This window comes from Acetanaerobacterium sp. MSJ-12, assembly GCF_018917875.1.
In the GTDB taxonomy this organism is placed as follows: domain Bacteria; phylum Bacillota; class Clostridia; order Oscillospirales; family Ruminococcaceae; genus Bittarella; species Bittarella massiliensis.
In genome coordinates this window covers 145,728-162,463 of sequence record NZ_JAHLPK010000003.1, presented here as the reverse complement: position 1 = coordinate 162,463, position 16,736 = coordinate 145,728, and the positions used below count along the sequence as shown (strand labels likewise).

General features: G+C 61.4%; 15 protein-coding genes. 2 read left to right on the top strand and 13 right to left on the bottom strand.

Features of this window, described 5'->3' with window-relative positions; translation table 11 throughout:
- Positions 1 to 111 precede the first annotated feature (111 nt).
- The 3 genes from KQI11_RS04460 to KQI11_RS04450 are packed head-to-tail and all read right to left on the bottom strand — an operon-like array spanning position 112 to position 3,527.
- Positions 112 to 960, bottom strand: coding sequence for a hypothetical protein (locus KQI11_RS04460; RefSeq protein WP_216401227.1), 849 nt, complete (start codon positions 958 to 960; stop codon positions 112 to 114).
- On the bottom strand, positions 944 to 2,056 hold the full coding sequence (locus KQI11_RS04455; protein ID WP_216401226.1) for a GerAB/ArcD/ProY family transporter: 1,113 nt from the start codon (positions 2,054 to 2,056) through the stop codon (positions 944 to 946). The genes KQI11_RS04460 and KQI11_RS04455 overlap by 17 nt, the downstream gene beginning before the upstream one ends.
- Positions 2,049 to 3,527 (bottom strand): spore germination protein, encoded by a 1,479-nt coding sequence (locus KQI11_RS04450; protein WP_216401225.1) that lies wholly within the window; start codon positions 3,525 to 3,527, stop codon positions 2,049 to 2,051. Before KQI11_RS04450 ends, KQI11_RS04455 begins: the two co-directional genes overlap by 8 nt.
- A gap of 93 nt (positions 3,528 to 3,620) precedes the next feature.
- Here KQI11_RS04450 and KQI11_RS04445 point away from each other — a divergent pair, with 93 nt between their 5' ends.
- Both KQI11_RS04445 and KQI11_RS04440 read left to right on the top strand, forming a co-directional pair.
- Positions 3,621 to 4,295 (top strand): DUF421 domain-containing protein, encoded by a 675-nt coding sequence (locus KQI11_RS04445; RefSeq protein ID WP_216401224.1) that lies wholly within the window; start codon positions 3,621 to 3,623, stop codon positions 4,293 to 4,295.
- Positions 4,296 to 4,358: 63 nt separating this feature from the next.
- Positions 4,359 to 4,736, top strand: a complete 378-nt coding sequence (locus KQI11_RS04440; RefSeq protein WP_216401223.1) for a DUF4363 family protein — start codon at positions 4,359 to 4,361, stop codon at positions 4,734 to 4,736.
- Between the two features lie 111 nt (positions 4,737 to 4,847).
- Here the strand turns inward: KQI11_RS04440 and nrdR are convergent, their stop codons facing one another.
- The 10 genes from nrdR to KQI11_RS04390 all read right to left on the bottom strand — a co-directional run bounded on the left by nrdR (position 4,848) and on the right by KQI11_RS04390 (position 16,565).
- Positions 4,848 to 5,309 carry a transcriptional regulator NrdR gene (gene nrdR, locus KQI11_RS04435; RefSeq protein WP_021659088.1) on the bottom strand — a complete coding sequence of 154 codons (462 nt, stop codon included), beginning with the start codon at positions 5,307 to 5,309 and terminating at the stop codon, positions 4,848 to 4,850.
- A 28-nt stretch (positions 5,310 to 5,337) separates the two neighbouring features.
- A complete protein-coding gene (locus tag KQI11_RS04430; protein WP_216401222.1) occupies positions 5,338 to 5,592 on the bottom strand; it encodes a DUF6514 family protein in 255 nt (84 codons plus the stop codon).
- Positions 5,593 to 6,123: 531 nt separating this feature from the next.
- On the bottom strand, positions 6,124 to 7,095 hold the full coding sequence (secF, locus tag KQI11_RS04425; RefSeq protein WP_216401221.1) for a protein translocase subunit SecF: 972 nt from the start codon (positions 7,093 to 7,095) through the stop codon (positions 6,124 to 6,126).
- A complete protein-coding gene (secD, locus tag KQI11_RS04420; protein ID WP_185915189.1) occupies positions 7,085 to 8,500 on the bottom strand; it encodes a protein translocase subunit SecD in 1,416 nt (471 codons plus the stop codon). The genes secF and secD overlap by 11 nt, the downstream gene beginning before the upstream one ends.
- A 658-nt stretch (positions 8,501 to 9,158) precedes the next feature.
- The gene (locus tag KQI11_RS04415) at positions 9,159 to 10,457 is read right to left on the bottom strand and encodes an aspartate aminotransferase type Ic (RefSeq protein WP_286172538.1); all 1,299 of its coding nucleotides are present in this window, start codon (positions 10,455 to 10,457) and stop codon (positions 9,159 to 9,161) included.
- Positions 10,458 to 10,763: 306 nt separating this feature from the next.
- Positions 10,764 to 12,158 (bottom strand): asparagine--tRNA ligase, encoded by a 1,395-nt coding sequence (gene asnS / locus KQI11_RS04410; protein WP_216401220.1) that lies wholly within the window; start codon positions 12,156 to 12,158, stop codon positions 10,764 to 10,766.
- Positions 12,159 to 12,279: 121 nt separating this feature from the next.
- Positions 12,280 to 13,509, bottom strand: coding sequence for a class I SAM-dependent rRNA methyltransferase (locus tag KQI11_RS04405; protein WP_216401219.1), 1,230 nt, complete (start codon positions 13,507 to 13,509; stop codon positions 12,280 to 12,282).
- The gene (locus KQI11_RS04400) at positions 13,506 to 14,252 is read right to left on the bottom strand and encodes a 2-phosphosulfolactate phosphatase (protein WP_185915192.1); all 747 of its coding nucleotides are present in this window, start codon (positions 14,250 to 14,252) and stop codon (positions 13,506 to 13,508) included. Before KQI11_RS04400 ends, KQI11_RS04405 begins: the two co-directional genes overlap by 4 nt.
- A gap of 133 nt (positions 14,253 to 14,385) precedes the next feature.
- Complete coding sequence (locus KQI11_RS04395; RefSeq protein WP_185915193.1) at positions 14,386 to 15,390, bottom strand: carbohydrate kinase family protein; 1,005 nt, start codon at positions 15,388 to 15,390, stop codon at positions 14,386 to 14,388.
- A 218-nt stretch (positions 15,391 to 15,608) separates the two neighbouring features.
- Positions 15,609 to 16,565, bottom strand: a complete 957-nt coding sequence (locus tag KQI11_RS04390; RefSeq protein ID WP_216401218.1) for a hypothetical protein — start codon at positions 16,563 to 16,565, stop codon at positions 15,609 to 15,611.
- Positions 16,566 to 16,736 lie beyond the last annotated feature (171 nt).

The following is a 16,736-nucleotide window of genomic DNA, read 5'->3' as shown; positions in this document are numbered from 1 at the left end:
GACCGAGCGATTCGGCCTGGCCGCTTTTTGGCGTGCGCAGCAAAATGGAATGCCCGATCCGCCGGCAATTGCGCAAACGATTGCTAACAATCTCTCAGAATCTGGCAATGGTCACAAAATTTCCTGAAAAGAGTCCCCATTTTTCTGCTGTACCGAAACCTGAAACACCTCGTCTTGCAGCAGGTCAATGGGGTTGCAGCGCCGATCTGCACACAGCTTTTGATAACTTGCGACGGCCTCTGTCAGCTCTTTTTCAGTCACCTGTGGAGAAGTGCGAACAGACACCGTGACCACACTCTCCTCTCTCCCCTCCCCGGGCTGAATATAGGGGGCGGCACTGGCAATCAGCCCCCACTCGCTCTTGTAGCCGTCCAACCGTCGATTGAGGAGGAGATAGCCCAAATACTCCTGTGCCCCCAGGGGGTAGGAGCGCTCCTCCTCCGCGCGGAGGGCCCGCACTGCGCCTGCGCCCAGCGGCCCCGCTTCAATGATTGGCAGGGTGACCCTCGCGTCGGCCAGGTCGCGGATCTCGGCAAAGCCGAACTGGCCGTTTTCCTCCCGGGTGAGGCCCATCCACTCCTCGCTGTATTCGCCGGTGTAGGCGTAAATTTTGGCGCTCGGGCGGATGCGCAGCTGCTCGATGAAGAACTGCCGCAGCAGGGGCAGGTTGCCCCGGTAGACCAGCTCGTCGGAGACAAAGACCTGGTCGGCGCTGTCCAAAAAGACCTCCCGCTGGGAGAGCTGGCGCTGCAAATCGCCCAGGTCCTCCCCCCGCAGGGCGAGGTACTGGTTCTCCTCCGGCTGCAGGATGCAGAGGACCGCCGTGTAGCCGCGCTCGTCCCCCTGCAGCGCCAGGGCGCGGACGATCTTGCGGCGGCTGATCTGCTGCCCGTCGGCACAGCCGGTGAGCAGCAACAGACAACAGAGCAGAGCTGTCACCACACTAGTGAACCGCTTCACCGCGGGCACCTCCTCTCGTCTTTTCCCCTCTGCCCACTGTCCGCTTGTAAAACACGTAGAGCAGGGGCAACAGCGCCAAGGTCAGGGGGGCAAAGCACCCCTTGACCAGGGCGGTGAGCCACTCGTACAGTCGGCTGCTGGCCCCCACCGCCGCCGAGAGGGCGGCCACCAGGGACAAAGCCGTCCAGACCCCGCTGTTGTAGCGGCGATCGGGCAGCACCCCCTGTAGGGCGGTGCAGAGGGCGAGCAGCAGGGCGGTCACCCGCACAAAGGAGATGAGCACCCAGATGACCAGGTAAAAGGAGTCCAGCCGCTGAACCACCGACAGGTCGGAGGAGACGGCCAGGGCGTAAAAGGGGTACTGCTGCATCTGGGCGTAGTTCCCCAGGGCCAGTTTCACCAGCAGGGAGAGCCCCACCGACCCGCCGGTGGCCAGCCAGAAGTAGCCCTGAAAGACCGAGGGGGTGCGCTGCGCCAGGTGCTTGACCAGGGTGAAGAGGAGCAGGAGCTCCACATTGGACTGCAAGACGGCGACAAAGGTCCCCCAGAGCCCGGTCCACCGCACCTGCGAATAGGCCCGCAGGGCCGACGGCTCCACGTTCCCCACCGTGCCGAAGAAGATGAGGGCGACGGAGAGGGCGGCGCAGACAAAAATCACCGAAGCGGTGCGGGCAAAGCTCTCGATCCCCACCACCACGCCGAAAATCAGCACCCCCAGAAAGGGGATCAAAAAGACCAGATAGCTGCTCTGGGGAAAGATCTCCCGGTTGAGAAAGCGGACGAATCCGCAGATGGAGTGGGCGGCGGACAGCCCCAAAAAAGCCGCCAGCAACCCATTGTAGAGCCGCCCCAGGGGCCGGTTGTAAAAGAGCATGAAGTCACAGAGGTTCTTGCCGGTGCCGTCCTCCAGCGCGAAAAAGAGGGCGCCGATCCCCCAGACGGCCAGGTTGCCCAAAACCAATCCGGCGATGCTGGAGCCAAATTCCACCTGTCCGGCAGAGGCGCGGGGGTAGTAGGTCAGGTAGCTGAAGAGGTTGGAGAGGACCAGCAGCAGGACAAACTGCTTGCGGCCGATATACTGTATTCCCTTATGCATCGCCGTGCCCCCCATCGCTCTGCACCGAGGAGCCGGGCAGGTCCTGCACGATGCCGCTGCGGCTTTTCTGCAGGGTGGGCCAGCTGGCCCGCACAAAGACGTCGCGAAACGCCGCCTTGCCAAAGGGGGAGATGGGGCTGGTGTAGGGGATGCCGAAGGTGTTGATGGAGCAGAGGTTGAGCAGCAGCGCCAACAGCCCCAGGGCGATGCCGTAGAGCCCCCAAAAGCCCCCCAGCAGGATAAAGGCGAACTTGAGGATGGTCACCGGCTCGTAGAGATTGGGCACCACAAAGGAGCTGACGGCCGTCAGGGCCACGATCAGCACCATGGGGGTGCCGATGAGGCCGGCCGAGACCGCCGCGTCGCCGATGACCAGGGCCCCGACGATGCTGACGGCGTGCCCCACCGATTTGGGCAGCCGCAGCCCCGCCTCTCTCATGATTTCAAAGATGATGTGGATGATGAGGGCCTCCACCATCAGCGGGAAAGGCGTTCCCTGCTGCGCCTCGATGATCTTGACCAGCAGCTCCTTGTGCAGCAGCTCCGGGTGGTGGGTCACCACCGCCACATAGCCGCCGGGGAGGAGGAAACTGATTGTAAAGGCCAAGAACTTTAAACAGCGGATAAAGGTCACGTAGTAGGGGCGCTGGGCGTAGTCGTCCAGCGACTGAAAGTTCTCGCTGAAGAGATAGGGCGCCACCAGCACAAAGGGGGTGCCGTCGATGAGGATCCCCACCCGGCCCTCCATGATTTTGCCGCAGAGGGTATCCGGGCGCTCGGTGTACCCCACCCCAGAGAAGAGGGAGGCGTTCTTCTTGTCCAAAAACGGGGTCACATAGCCGCTGTCCAGGATGGCCTCCAGGCGGATGGTGCCCAGCCGCTCCTTGATTTCCGCCAGCACCTTGGCGCTGACCTTGTCGGTCATGTAGACCAAAAAGACGTCGGTCTTGCTCTCGCTGCCCAGATTCATGTATTCAAATTTCAGGTGGGGGCTCTTCATCCGCCGGCGGATCATGGTCAGGTTGATGCGGGCGGCCTCCACAAACCCCTCCCTGCTCCCCCGCATGTTCTGCTCGTTCCCCGGCTCGGAGATGGAGCGAAAGTTGAATCCCTGCACCCCCAGGGCCAGCCCCTTTTCGCAGCCGTCGATGAGCAGCACCGCAAAGCCGGACATGGCAAACTGCAACACCTCTTCCCTGGTGAGGACCACCTTCTGGTCGGCGGCCAGAAAATCGGTCCGCCCCAGGGTCAAAAAGAGCTCTTCCGGCTCTTGGATGCAGGCGTCCCGGTACTCGCGCAGGGGCTCGATGATCAGCTCCGCCAGGGTGCCGATGCCGATCATCCCCTCGCAGAAGACCAGCTCGCACCGGTGCCCCGCCAGATGGATGGATTTATTCAAAAAGTCGGAGCTGTTTTGCACCAGCGCCCGCAGGGCGACGATGTTCTCCGTCAAATCAGCGCACAGTCTCATTTCCATCACCTCTCTCTGGCCTATTCTGGCCTTTTTTCCACCGCTTCATACATAATAGAGGCGGCTGACACCATACTAGCGACAGGTGATGTTATGTTAGTTTTGATTGTGCGCACGACGATACTTTACGCCATCGTCGTCATAGCCCTGCGACTGATGGGAAAGCGACAGATCAGCGAGATGCAGCCCTCCGAACTGGTGACCACCATCCTCATCTCCAACATTGTCTCCCTCCCCATCGAAAACACCGATATCCCCATTTTGGCCGGCATCCTGCCCATCTTTTTGATCATCTGCTACGAGGTCTTCCTCTCCTTTTTCTCCCTCAAGAGCAACCGCTTCCGCAAGATGGTCACCGGCACCCCCATCGTGGTGGTGCGGGAGGGGAAAATCGTGCAAAACGAGCTGGAGAAACTGCGGATGACCGTAGAAGACCTGCTGGAAGAGCTGCGCCTCAAGGACATTTTTTCCCTGGAGGACGTCTACTATGCCATTGTCGAGACCAACGGCAAGCTCAGCGTGCTCCAGCGCTTCTCCGCCTCCACCGTACAGAATAAGGACATGCAGATCGCGGGCACCGACCCCACCCCACAGCTGGTGGTCATCAGCGACGGCAAATTGATGGAACAAGCCCTGCGCGACTGCGGGATCACCCGCCAATTCGTGGAGGACAAGCTGGCCGCCAGCCACTGCCGCATCCCCGACGTCTTTCTCATGACCTGCGACAGCTACCGCAACATTCGCATTGTAAAAAAAGAGGGGAGCTGAGCCCCTTTCCAGCTATTTTTTCTGAAAAGGCATATCACTTTACAGTATAAAGGAGGCAGTTTTGTGAAGCGCGTCATCCTCGCACTGAGTATCTTCGCCCTTTCTGTGGCCCTGGCCGTGACCTCGACCCATATTCTCACCAACTGCTACAACGACATCAACGGCAGGCTCAACGAGGTCATCTTGCTGGCCACCGACGGCAGCGAACAGCTGCCCGAAGAAAACGAAAAGCTGATGCAGTCCTGGGAGGACAGCAAACAGCTCATCAACCTGTTCACCAACCGCAAAAACGTAGAGGACATCGGGGTGTCCATCTACAAGATGCAGGGCTATTTGGAGAAGGGGGACCTCTCCCTCTACCTGGGTGAGTGCTACGGTGTCCGCTCCAACTTGGAGCACATCCTTAAGGGCGACAATATCACCTGGGAGATTTTGACCTAGTCACCTGTGTTCACAGCACACAAAAACGACAATGGGGCGCTCGAGAATCTCGTTCTCGGGCGCCCCATTGTCGCCTTGACTGGCAAGGCTTTATTGCATGTGGGAAAATTGCTACTTTCCGTCCTTTTGCAGCAGCCGTTTGAGCTCGTCCATAAAGGAGTTGATGTCCTTGAACTCCCGGTAGACCGAGGCAAAGCGCACATAGGCCACCTCGTCGATCGCCTTGAGCTCCTCCATCACCTTTTCGCCAATTTCGGTGGAGGTGACCTCCCCCATCAGGGAGTTGAGAAAGGACGACTCGATGTCGGCCGCCAACTCCTCCAGCTGGCTCAAGGGGATGGGGCGCTTCTCACAGGCCCGGATCAGCCCGCCCAGCAGTTTGTCCCGGTCGAACAGCTCCCTCGACTTGTCCTTTTTGATGACGATGAGGGGCAGGTTTTCAATCACCTCATAGGTGGTGAAGCGCCGCCCGCAGCTGAGACACTCCCGGCGACGGCGGATCTTCTCCCCCTCTTCAGTGGGGCGGGAATCGACGACTTTGCTCTCTGTATAGGAACAAAACGGACATTTCATATAGCTCTCTCCCTCTCTGCACCCGCCTTTACAGCAGGTCCTCCAAAACATATTGGAGCTGAAACGGCGCAACCCGGCAGTCCACCAGCAGCTGAAAGACGCTCTCAGCCCGCTGGGGCAGTGAAGTGAAATCGGCAATGCGGCGCGACTCTCCGCTCTTACAGGCGGTCACCTCAAACCCGTAGCCAAGGTAGTAGACTTCGTCCAGCTCTCGGTACTCCCCAATCAGGTCGTAGCGAACTCTCTCTTCAAAATCTTCTGTGTAGGCTGTCTTCACAATCATTTCGATTCCTCCATACATATAATATGAAAAATTATACGTTGGATTCCGACAAAAGACAACCAAAAACATTCGACAAATTTCTCGTTTGCTAAGCAAATGCTTATAAATTTACTGTTTTCACAGATTTGGCTCACATCTGAACAATTTGCCATTTTCCCTGCCCAGCAGAGAAAATCCTCGCAGCGGCCCCTCCGGCAGCGGTGCAATCGGCGGCCCTCCTGTTGGGTGAAAAGGGACATTCCCCGCCTGCCGGCCCTTTCTGTCGCCCCTCGCCGCAAGTGACAAGGGGCGGGTCCATTGGCCGCCATCCCCAAAAATCTGTCCTTTCTCTCCGCTCGCCGCCGGCGAGTGCGGGGAACTTTAGGGGCCACCCTGAAAGGGTACAAAAAAGGTGGTCTCCCCTTTTTTCAGGCGCTTTTTAGTATAGGGGATTTCTTGATAAATTGCAACTCTGTGCAGGTCAAAAAAATACCGCTGTCCCATCGGACAGCGGTATTTTTCAAACGCAGGGAACAAAGGCTCGAAGGGCCCTTACTTCTTCTTTTTGGTCTTGGAGGCCTTGGGAGCCTTGGCGGCTTCGGCCTTCTTTTTGGCCTTGTGCTCCTGCCAAACCACCCACAACGGGCCGCTGATGCAGAGGCTGGAGTAGACGCCGGAAATCATGCCCACAATCATGGGGAAAGCGAAGGTCAGGATGGAGGTGACGTTGAAAATCAGCGCCACGATGCAGACCACGCTCATGGCCATAACGGTGGTGATGGTGGTGTTCATGGTGCGCACAAAGCTCTGGTTGATGCTCAGGTTGACCCGTTCGGCCACCGGCATCGAGCGGTGCAGCTGGGTGTTCTCGCGGATGCGGTCGTAGATGACGATGGTGTCGTTGATCGAGTAGCCCAAGATGGTCAAAACGACGGCGATGAAGTTGTCGTTGAGGGGGATGCGGCAGAGGGTAAAGACCGCAAAGACCATGACCACGTCGTGGAGCAGGGCCACCACGGCCATAACGCCCGCCGACCAGCCGCCGATTTTGCGAAAGCGCAGGGCGATGAAGAGGATCATCAGCACGGCGGCAAAGACCACAGCGGCAATGCACTTGAGGAAGAATTCGCCCCCCATGGTGGGGTCGACGCTGTCGATCGACTCCTGGGTCAGCTCGTTGGCGGCAAACTTTTCATCGAGCATCGACTGGATCGAACTGACCTTGTCGATGGAGATGGTGCCCGAATTGGGCAGGGAGATCACCACATTCTGTTTGCCGGTGGCGCTGTTCTGCGAGTACTGCAAGTTGAGGTGCTGGCCGTCCAGCGCCGCTTTCATCTCACTTTCAAAGGAGGATTTGTCCAGCTCACCCTGATAGGAATAGGTGATGATAGCGCCGCCGGTGAACTGGATGTCCCGCTTGACGCCGAAGATCACCGAGACCAGAATGGTCACTGCCACAATGGCCAGAGAGATGGTGAAAAAGATTTTTCGCTTGCCGACGATATTCATGTTACTCTTCATCTTTTTTACCTCCGTACAGCCATTTGGAGCCAAAGCACTTGAACTTGGAGACGGACTTGAGCATCAGCCGTGAAGCGCCCATGCCCATGACAAAGTTCATGAGCACACCCACCAGCAGGGTGTAGCCGAAGGAGTAGATCGAACCGGTGATGGCCGAGGGGAAGAACTGGAAGATGGGTTTGAGCAGGGTGGCAAACATGCTTGCCGGCGGGCCGAAGGCCCCCATGAGGATGATGGCCACGATGATGACGGTGATGTTGCCGTCAAAGATGGCGGAGAAGGCGCGCTTGTAACCGGACTGGATGGCCGCGTTCACCGATTTGCCGGAGCGCAATTCTTCCTTGATGCGCTCGGCGGTGATGACGTTGGCGTCCACCCCCATGCCGATGGCGAGGACGATGCCCGCGATGCCCGGCAGGGTGAGGGTAAAGCTGGGGAAGGGGGCAAAGTAGCCCGAGATGGCGGCGATGGCGCCGGCCGTCTGCCCCACCAGGGCAATGGAGGCGACAGCGCCCGGCAGCCGGTAGACGATGATCATGTACAGGCAGACCAGCAGCAGTGCGATCCCGCCGGCCAACACCATGGCGTCTTTGGCGTCCAGCCCCAGGGTGGGGTTGATGGTGTTGTAGTTGTCGGCCGTCAGGGCAAAGGGCAGGGCGCCGGCGTTGATCTTGTCGGCCAGCTCCTTGGCGCTCTCGGCGTCAAAGTTGCCGGAGATGGTGGCGATCCCGTCGGTGATGTGATCCTTTACATTGGGGTAGCTGATCATCTGGTTGTCCAGCCAGATGGAGATGATCCCATTGCTGGGGGCCAGCTTGGCGGTGGCCTCTGAGAACTTCTCCTTGCCCGAGTCGTTGAGCTCCAGCTGCACCACAAACTGGGCGCTGCTGCCGCTCTGGCCGCTGGTCTGGCCGGCCTTGGCGCTCTTGACGTCGCTGCCGGTCAGGATGATGTTGGTGGCCGTCGTCCCGGTCGGGGCGCCGGTGCTGTCGGTGCTGTTGCCCTCGCGGAAGGTCAGCTCGGCGGTCTCCCCCAACTCCTTGATGGCGTTTTCGGGGTTGAAGTCGCTCTCCCCCTCTTTCCAGGGGAAGCGGACGATGATGCGGTCGTTTTGGTAGTCGGTGTAGACCTCGCTGTCGGTGATATTCTGGGACACCAGGCGCTGTTTGATGACCGACTCGGCGGCGGACATCTCGTCGTCAGTCGCCTCCACATCGGCAGGCGGGGTAAAGGTCACGTCTACGCCGCCGCGGATGTCGATGCCCCACCGGATGCTGTCAACGCCCTTGATGATGATGTTTTCCACATCGCCATACCGGGTGCTGATGCCCGCAATTGCGGTATAAGCCAGCAACACGATGAGTGCAAAGACAACGAAAAATGTGATTTTTCCTCTCTTTTTCACCGGTGAAACTCCTCCAGTTGCAATTTTGAGCGGTGCAGTTGAAAAGCGGCGGAACCGGTCTGCTCCAACCGGCGCTCCCCCGCTCACAAAAGGCACCGTACACATACCGTTCATTATAGGCAAAAAGAGGGGAAAAGTCAAATATTCGGGCGAGGGCGCACCGAGGCGAGAGCCGATTTTTCCGGCAAAGAAGCAGGGCCCCTTCTCCCCTTTCCGCGCCCTTGGGGCAACAGGCGGCCCTGTCCTTCCGGCAGGCGATCCGGACGGCGGTTGGCAGCTGTCTCTGTTTGCCCTTCTCTCCTGTGGGTCCCGACCGGGCCCTTCTGCAAAAGCCGGCCCTCATCGGCCCTCTCTCCGCTGCCAAAAGCGCAGCGATCCCGGCCCTGACGGCTCTTTGACCGGCCTCTTGACAGCCGAACGGACGGGCGCCCATCCCCGCCAAAAGGCCCCTTTGGCCGCAATGGAGACGACCGGCCGTCGCTGGAGACCAGAGAGCCCCTTCATTCTGCCCCCCCCCTATCCTTGCGGTGTCCGCCGGGAGCATGCGGCGCGCGGTTGCGGCCCCTCTTTTGCTGCCCCCTGTACAAAAAAGAGCAGACGCCTTATCGGCGTCTGCTCTTGGGAAGAGGTGAGGTCACCTCTCCGCCCTCTTCTCTTTTTAGGCGGCCTTTTGCTCCAGCCGCTTTTCCAGCGAAGCGATGCGGGTCGCCAGGCAGAGGATGGAGATGGCGCTCTCCAGCTCTTCCAGCGGCGGGTAGGTGGGGGCGATGCGGATGTTGGCGTCATCGGGGTCCTTGCCGTAGGGGTAGGTGGCGCCCACCGGGGTCAGTTTGACCCCCGCCTCCTGGCAGAGCTGCTCCACCCGTTTGGCACAGCCGGGCTCGGTGTAAAAGCTGATGAAATAGCCCCCCAGAGGCTTGGTCCAGCGGGCGATCCCCAGGCCGCCCAGCTCCCGCTGCAACATCTGCTCCACCAGTTCAAACTTGGGCCGCAGGATGTCGGCGTGTTTCTTCATGTGCTCGGCTATCCCCTGGGCAGAGCCGAAGAAGCGGACGTGGCGCAGCTGGTTGATCTTGTCAAAGCCGATGGTCTGGGGGACCGTCAGGGCCTTGATGCGGGCCATGTTCGCCCGGGAAGCGGCGATCACCGCCACCCCGGCGCCGGGGAAGGAGATCTTCGAGGTGGAGGCAAAGACGATGGGCCGGTCGGGACAGCCCGCCTCTTCGCAGCAGCGCAGAATGTCCAGCACCCGGTCGCGCCGGTCGGGATAGAGGTCGTGCACCATGTAGGCGTTGTCCCAGAAGATGGTGAAGTCCTTGGCGGCGGGCTTCATGGCGGCAAAGCGCCGCACCGTCTCATCGCTGAAGCTGGTGCCCTCGGGGTTTTGGTACTGGGGCACACACCAGACCCCTTTGATGAGGGGATCGGCCGCTGCCAGCGCCTCCAGCCGGTCCATATCCGGTCCCTGCGGGGTCATGGCCACCGGGATCATCTCGATGTCCAGCGCCTCGCAGATGCCGAAATGGCGGTCATACCCCGGCGCCGGGCAAAGGAATTTGACCTTCTTCTCCTTCCCCCAAGGGCGCTCGCTCCCCAGGGCGCCCTTGAGCAGGTACTTGGCGATCACGTCGTACATCAGGTTGAGGGAGGAGTTGCCGCCAATGAAGATCTGGTCCTCCCCCACCCCCAGCAGTTCGCCGAAGAGGCGCTTGGCCTCGGGCAGGCCGTCAAAGAAACCGTAGTTGCGGCAGTCGCTGCCGTCTTCGCTGAAGTAGTCCCCCTCCCCCCGCAGGACGTCGTACATCTCCATCGAGAGGGCCAATTGCTCGCTGCAGGGTTTGCCCCGGGACATGTCCAGGGACAACCCCTTTGCAGCTGCCTCCCGATATGCCGCCCGGAGGGAGGACAGCTCTGCCGCCGCCTCTCTCAGCCCCATTTCCCCGTATTCCTTTGCCATCTTTCCTGCCTCCCACAAACTCTCTCTAACAGAAAAAAGCTGCCCTGTATTGCAATTTCAAAAATGAAAAACTTGCAATTTACAGGTGCTTTTTCAAACTTTTATCTTTGTCGATTATTATATACCCTTATTTTATCGGCTGCAACCCCCTTTCATACATTTATCCAGTTATATAAAAGTGCAAGTTAAAAAGTTACATTTCTTCAAATTTCTCACAACTGCCGGCGCCTTTTTCCCCGGTCTTTTCCCAAAAAAGACGCCGGGCAAGCCCTTTTGGGGCCTGTCCGGCGCTCGCTTTTCTCTTTTTTAGAACTCTGCCGAGCCCGTTGTCCGGGGGAAGGGCAGCACGTCGCGGATGTTGGGGATGCCGGTGATGTACATGATCAGCCGCTCAAAGCCCAGGCCGTACCCGGCGTGTTTGGTGCCGCCAAAGCGGCGCAGGTCCAGGTACCACTCGTAGTCCTCTTCCGCCAGGCCCAGTTCGGCCATCCGCGCCGTCAGCACGTCCAGCCGTTCCTCGCGCTGGCTGCCGCCGATGATCTCGCCGATGCCGGGCACCAGCAGGTCGCAGGCCGCCACCGTCTTGCCGTCGTCGTTGATGCGCATGTAGAAGGCCTTGATCTCCTTGGGGTAGTCGGTGACAAAGACCGGCTTCTGAAAGACCTTCTCGGTCAGGTAGCGCTCGTGCTCGGTCTGCAGGTCGCAGCCCCAGAAGACCGGGAACTCGAACTGGTCTTTGTTTTTCTCCAGCAGCTCGATGGCCTCGGTGTAGGTGCAGCGGGCAAAGTCGGCGCTGGCCACCCCTTCCAGCCGCTCGATGAGGCCCTTGTCAAAGAAGTTGTTGAAGAAGGCCATCTCGTCGGGGCAGTTGTCCAGCACATAGCGGATGGCGTATTTGAGCATCGCCTCCGCCAGGTCCATGTTGTCGTTCAAATCGGCAAAGGCGATCTCCGGCTCCAGCATCCAGAACTCGGCCGCGTGGCGGGGGGTGTTGGAGTTTTCCGCCCGGAAGGTGGGGCCAAAGGTGTAGACCTTGCCAAAGGCCAGGGCCATGCTCTCGGCGTTGAGCTGACCGGAGACGGTGAGGCTGGTCTTTTTGCCGAAGAAGTCCTTGCTGTAGTCCACCCGGCCGTCCTCGGTGCGGGGCGGGTTCTCCGCGTCCAGGGTGGTGATGTGGAACATCTCCCCCGCCCCCTCGCAGTCGCTGCCGGTGATGATGGGGGTGTGGGCGTAGACAAAGCCGTTTTCGTTGAAGAAGCGGTGCAGGGCAAAGGCGGCCACCGAGCGCACCCGGAAGGCTGCGTTAAAGGTGTTGGCCCGGGGGCGCAGATGGGCGATGGTGCGCAGATACTCCATGGAGTGGCGCTTTTTCTGCAGGGGGTATTCCGGGCTGCTGGGGCCCTCCACCGAGATGGAGGCCGCGTGGATCTCCAGCGGCTGCTTGGCCTCGGGGGTGAGGACCACCTCCCCCTCCACCGAGAGGGCGGTGCCCACGTTCAGCTTGGCGATTTCCTTGAAATTCTCCACCTGGCCGTCCTGAAAAACCACTTGGAGATTTTTAAAGCAACTCCCGTCGTTGAGCTCGATAAAGCCCAGCGCCTTGGACGAGCGCAGGGTCCGAACCCAGCCGCAGACCGTCACCGTCTTGCCGCCATAGGCTTCGGCCTCCCGGAAAAGCTGTGTCAGTTCCAATCTCTTCATAGTGCAGTAGCCTCCAAAAATCAGTTGATAGCTTTATTAGTATAGTACAAAATTCCGCCCAATACAACAAAAAGGGAGATCCCGCTAAAGAAAGGCGGCTTCTCCCCTCCCCTCGTGACCCTCACACCACCTGAAAGAGGTAGAACTTCAGGTAGTCGGTCTCGGGCACATTCCAGAGGATGGGGTGATCGGGGGCCTGCTGGCGGGCCTCGATCTGCCGGAGGGACACCTGGGCGTCCGCCGCGGCGCTGACGAGCATCTTTCGAAAGAGCTCGTCTCTCATAAAGTGGGAGCAGGAACAGGTGGCCAGATACCCGCCCCGGGGCAACAGCTTCATGGCCCGGTAGTTGATTTCCTTATAGCCCCGCTCGGCCCCGTGTACCGTGTGGCGGGATTTGGTGAAGGCCGGCGGGTCGAGGATGATGAAGTCGTAGGTCCCCCGCCGCTCCTTGGCCAGGGCCGGCAGCAGGTCAAAGACGTTTGCCACCGCGAAGCCCATCTTTTCCTCCAAACCGTTGCGGCGGGCGTTCTCCCGCGCCATCTCCACGGCGGAGGCGGAGACGTCCACCGCCTCCACCCACTCGGCCCCGCCCTTGGCGGCGTTGAGGGCAAAGCTGCCGGTGTGGGTAAAGCAGTCCAGCACCCGCCGACCAGCCGCCAGTTTCGCCACCGCCTGGCGGTTGTACTTCTGGTCCAAAAAGAAACCGGTCTTCTGCCCGTTTTCAAAGTCCACCTGGTAGGCGATCCCGTTTTCGACGATTTCGGTCCGGGTCTGCGCAGGGGGGGCGACCCCGTCCAGGGGGTAAAATCCCTTGCCCTCTTCCATCCCCTCCAAACGGCGGATGGCCACGTCGTTTCGCTCGTAGATGCCGTCGATTTTCTGGCCGTCCCCGGTGAGGATCTTGTAGAGCAGCGAAAAGAGCAGCCCCTTGCGCCGCTCCATCCCCAGCGAGAGGGTCTGGGCCACCAGGATGTTGTCGAATCGGTCCACCGTCAGCCCGGGAAAGGCGTCGGCCTCGCCGAAGATGAGCCGGCAGCAGCGGATGTCTTCGCCCATCACCGCCTTGCGGTAGTCCCAGGCATAGCGCAGCCGCCGCTCCCAAAACGCCTCGTCAAAGCGGTCGTTGGCGTTGCGGGAGAGCAGCCGGATGCGGATTTTGGAGTGGCTGTTGTAAAAGCCTGTCCCCAGGTAGCCGCCCTTGGGGCCAAAGACGTCCACCAGTTCGCCGTCCAGGCAGTCCTCCCCCGCCTGGCGCACCTCGGTGTCGTAAATCCAGGGGTGCCCCCGCAGGATCGACGCCTCTGCCTTGGGGCTCACCGCTGCGGCCGGATAGGGCCTGGTCTCTTTCATCTTGTCTCCTCCTCTTTTGGCGCCAAAACCACCTGCCCGTTTTGGCAGACGGGGACCGATCGGCTGATGTTTAGCTGGATGCAGTAGGCGATGTCCTCTGCCAGGTCGTTTTTGAGCATGGTGCCGTAGTGGCGGGTGGGGCGCAGCAGCCCGTCCATATCCGCCCCGTAGCCCTCGAACATCTTCCAGGCGGTGTAGCCCAGGTCGTTGCAGGCGACTTCGCCGCCCCCCCACAGCTTTAGGTAGTGGATCATCGCCCCGGCACTCACCACGTCCTCCAGGGAGAAATTGCCCTTGGTGCCCGCACAGACGATCTGCACGTCCTCCCCCCGCCGCCAGAGGCGCCTTGCCACCGCCTCGGCGTTGTTGAGACAGCCCAGGTAGATGGCGCTGGCCCGCTCGGCCTTGGCCATCGCCTTGGTGCCGTTGGTGGTGGAGAGGATGAGCACCCGCCCCCCGATCCGCGCCCGGGTGTATTCCAGGGGGGAGTTGCCGCAGTCAAATCCAGGGATGATCTGGGTCTTGCGCTCGCCCCCCAGCAGGGCCTCCCGGTAGGCGGGCACCTCCCTGCGCAGGCGAAAGGCGTCCTCCTTGTGGGCGACCGGGATCACCGCCGCGCAGCCGTTTTCCAAGGCCGCCGTGACGGTGGAGGTGGCGCGGAAGGTGTCGATCACCACCGCCGTGCTGCCGGCCAGCTGCTGCGGGTCGACAAAGTCGTGCTGGGCGTATACTGTCACTTGCATCTCGTCAGATCACCTGTCCTTCTCTTGGCTCCGGCTTATTATACGGCATCTGCCCCCATTTGAAAAGGGGCGGCCCCTCAAACGGCAAAAAAGGGCCCGGCCACCAAAAGCGGCCGGGCCCCTGTCGCCCCCGTCAGCGGATATAGGGAACGTCCTTCATAAATTTCTCAATGACCTCCCGCGGCGGGACGGTGCGCGCCCCCTTGTGGGAGATGGTGTAGCAGGCGGTGGCGTTGCCCCAGTCCACGCAGTCGCGCAGGGGGAGACCCCGGGCCGCCGCCGAGATGAAGCCGGCGTTGAAGCCGTCGCCCGCGCCCACCGTGTCCACCACCTCCACGTCAAAGGTGGGCAGGAAGCCCTCCTCCCCGTCGGTGTAGTAGTGGACGCCGGCCGCCCCCGCGCGGGAGATGACCACCCGGTCGGGGGTCACCAGGGAGCGGGCCGCCTCTTCCGGGTCGCCCTTGCCGGTGAGGGGCATGTACTCCTCCACCCCGGAGCCCAGCAACAGGTTGGAGATGTTGACGATCCGCATCACCCTCTGCCGGAACTCCTCGGTGAGGGGGTTGGTCTCGATGCGCAGGTTCAGGTCAAAGGAGACCAAGATCCCCGCCGCCGCGCACTTTTCCATAAAGCCGATCACCGTGTCGGCCGCCGGGTTCTCCCGCAGCATAAAGCCGGTGGTGTGCACCCAGCCGATTTGGGGGATGATCTCGTCCGGCAGGTCCTGCGGCCGCAGCTGCAGGTGGGAGGGGTTTTCCGGCGGGTAGACATAGATGACCCGGTTTTTGTCCTCCCCCACCACCGCCATGATGATGACGGTAGGGATGTCGGGGTTGAGGGTCAGGTAGCGGGTGTCCACCCCGTCTTTTTCAAAGTCCTCTTTGATGAACTGGCCAAAGGAGTCGTGGCCCGCCATCCCGGCGAAAAAGACCGGCATCCCCAGCCGCCCCAGGCCGGAGGCGGTGTTGCCCACCGAGCCGCCGCCCTGCACGGCGATCTCGGGGCGGGGACTGTTGACGTCGGCCTCGCCCCGGGCGACCGCGTCCATGATCTGGCGGGATTCGCCGTAGGGCAGGATGATGTCGGGGTTTACGTCCCCCAGGCAGAGGATGGGTTTCTCTGTTTTCAGCTGTACCATGTTCGCGCGTCCCTTTCTGTGGCATATATTTCGCCGCGTTCGGCGCAGTTTCCGTCCCCATTATAGCACGGGCCCTGCCGGAGAAGCAATTGAAAAGGCGATTCCCCGCCGCCAAAATCCGCCGCGTTTGGCGGCCCGCTTTTGCGCGGCCGATGAAAAGGACGCCCTTTTTTCGACAATTGGGCGATTTGCCGAAATGCCCCCCTTTCCCCAGCGGCTCAACCCCGCCGAAGCCCCAGCCAGAAAAAGAGGAGGGCGCACAGCGGCAAACAGACGCAGAGGATCCGGCAGGTCAGGAGCACCGCCCCGCTGCGCTCCCTGCGGCGCAGCAGCCGCAGACACCAGAAGAGGGCTGCCAGGGCGTAGAGGCAGAGCAGCCAGAGCAGCAGGGCGGACGCGTCAAAGCGGTAGACGCTCTCCCCCCGGCAGGCCAGGTCCGACAGGGGGAGGGCCAGCAGCCCCATCCACCCCAGGCGAAGCAGAAAGGGGGCCAGCCGGGCGCTCTCCCCCCGCCGCACCAGCTTCCCCCAGCAGACGGCCGCCGGCGCCGAGAGGGGCGCCCCCAGAAAGAAGGCCGCCCACAGAGGGGATGCCGCCCCCTCCCCCAGCAGATGGGAGAGGCCGCAGCAGAGGAAGAGACCACCCAAGAAGGCCGCCACCGCCAGCACCCCCACCCGCCACCAGAGGCGGGGCCCCCGCAGCGGGCCGTCCACCAGCGCCCGGGCAGGCGGTCGCCGCAGCTCCCGCCGGTAGGTCAGCTCCACCCCGCCCAGCAGCAGGAGGACCGGGGTCAGCGCCCCCACCGGCCCCAGGGGGATGTCCATTCCAAAGGCGGGCAGCAGCACCACCGCCCCACAGCCCCCCAACAGGCAGAGCACCCGGCGGCCGCTGACACCCCCCCACGAAAAGGCCGTCTCCAGCGCCGCCAGAAGGGCGCAGCCCCCGGCGGCCGCCCAGAGCAGCAGCGCCCCGCCCACGCCTCCCAAAGCCAGATCTGCCCGCCGGGACCACCCGGCGCAGAGAGCCGCCCCCCAGAGGGGCAGGGCGGCGGCTGCCGCCATCCAGGCCGTGGGCTCCCCGCCGCGGGCCCGCCCCCACAGCTCCCCGTAATAGGCCAGCTTTACGGCGGTGTACATCTCCCCCACCGCCGCGGCCAGCGCCAACATCCACCACATTGTCCCCTCTCCCCTTTTCCTCTCGTGTCGCCCTCCCTCCGGGCGGACGCCTCTCTATCCCTATGCGTGGGCGGGAGAAAAAAGAGCGTCCATTCCCTCCCGTGTCGATGGAAACGTTTTTCCTTTTTGTGGTTTTGTGCTATACTGGGAAAAAGAGATTTTTTCAAGGGG

What these genes read in the sequence shown, in the direction of transcription:
- KQI11_RS04450 (WP_216401225.1), bottom strand. Translation starts at nt 3,527, where the DNA reads ATGAGACTGTGCGCTGATTTGACGGAGAACATCGTCGCCCTGCGGGCG.
- KQI11_RS04390 (WP_216401218.1), bottom strand. Translation starts at nt 16,565, where the DNA reads ATGTGGTGGATGTTGGCGCTGGCCGCGGCGGTGGGGGAGATGTACACC.
- KQI11_RS04430 (WP_216401222.1), bottom strand. Translation starts at nt 5,592, where the DNA reads ATGATTGTGAAGACAGCCTACACAGAAGATTTTGAAGAGAGAGTTCGC.
- KQI11_RS04405 (WP_216401219.1), bottom strand. Translation starts at nt 13,509, where the DNA reads ATGAAAGAGACCAGGCCCTATCCGGCCGCAGCGGTGAGCCCCAAGGCA.
- KQI11_RS04415 (WP_286172538.1), bottom strand. Translation starts at nt 10,457, where the DNA reads ATGGCAAAGGAATACGGGGAAATGGGGCTGAGAGAGGCGGCGGCAGAG.
- KQI11_RS04455 (WP_216401226.1), bottom strand. Translation starts at nt 2,056, where the DNA reads ATGCATAAGGGAATACAGTATATCGGCCGCAAGCAGTTTGTCCTGCTG.
- KQI11_RS04395 (WP_185915193.1), bottom strand. Translation starts at nt 15,390, where the DNA reads ATGGTACAGCTGAAAACAGAGAAACCCATCCTCTGCCTGGGGGACGTA.
- KQI11_RS04445 (WP_216401224.1), top strand. Translation starts at nt 3,621, where the DNA reads ATGTTAGTTTTGATTGTGCGCACGACGATACTTTACGCCATCGTCGTC.
- asnS (WP_216401220.1), bottom strand. Translation starts at nt 12,158, where the DNA reads ATGAAGAGATTGGAACTGACACAGCTTTTCCGGGAGGCCGAAGCCTAT.
- nrdR (WP_021659088.1), bottom strand. Translation starts at nt 5,309, where the DNA reads ATGAAATGTCCGTTTTGTTCCTATACAGAGAGCAAAGTCGTCGATTCC.
- KQI11_RS04400 (WP_185915192.1), bottom strand. Translation starts at nt 14,252, where the DNA reads ATGCAAGTGACAGTATACGCCCAGCACGACTTTGTCGACCCGCAGCAG.
- secF (WP_216401221.1), bottom strand. Translation starts at nt 7,095, where the DNA reads ATGAAGAGTAACATGAATATCGTCGGCAAGCGAAAAATCTTTTTCACC.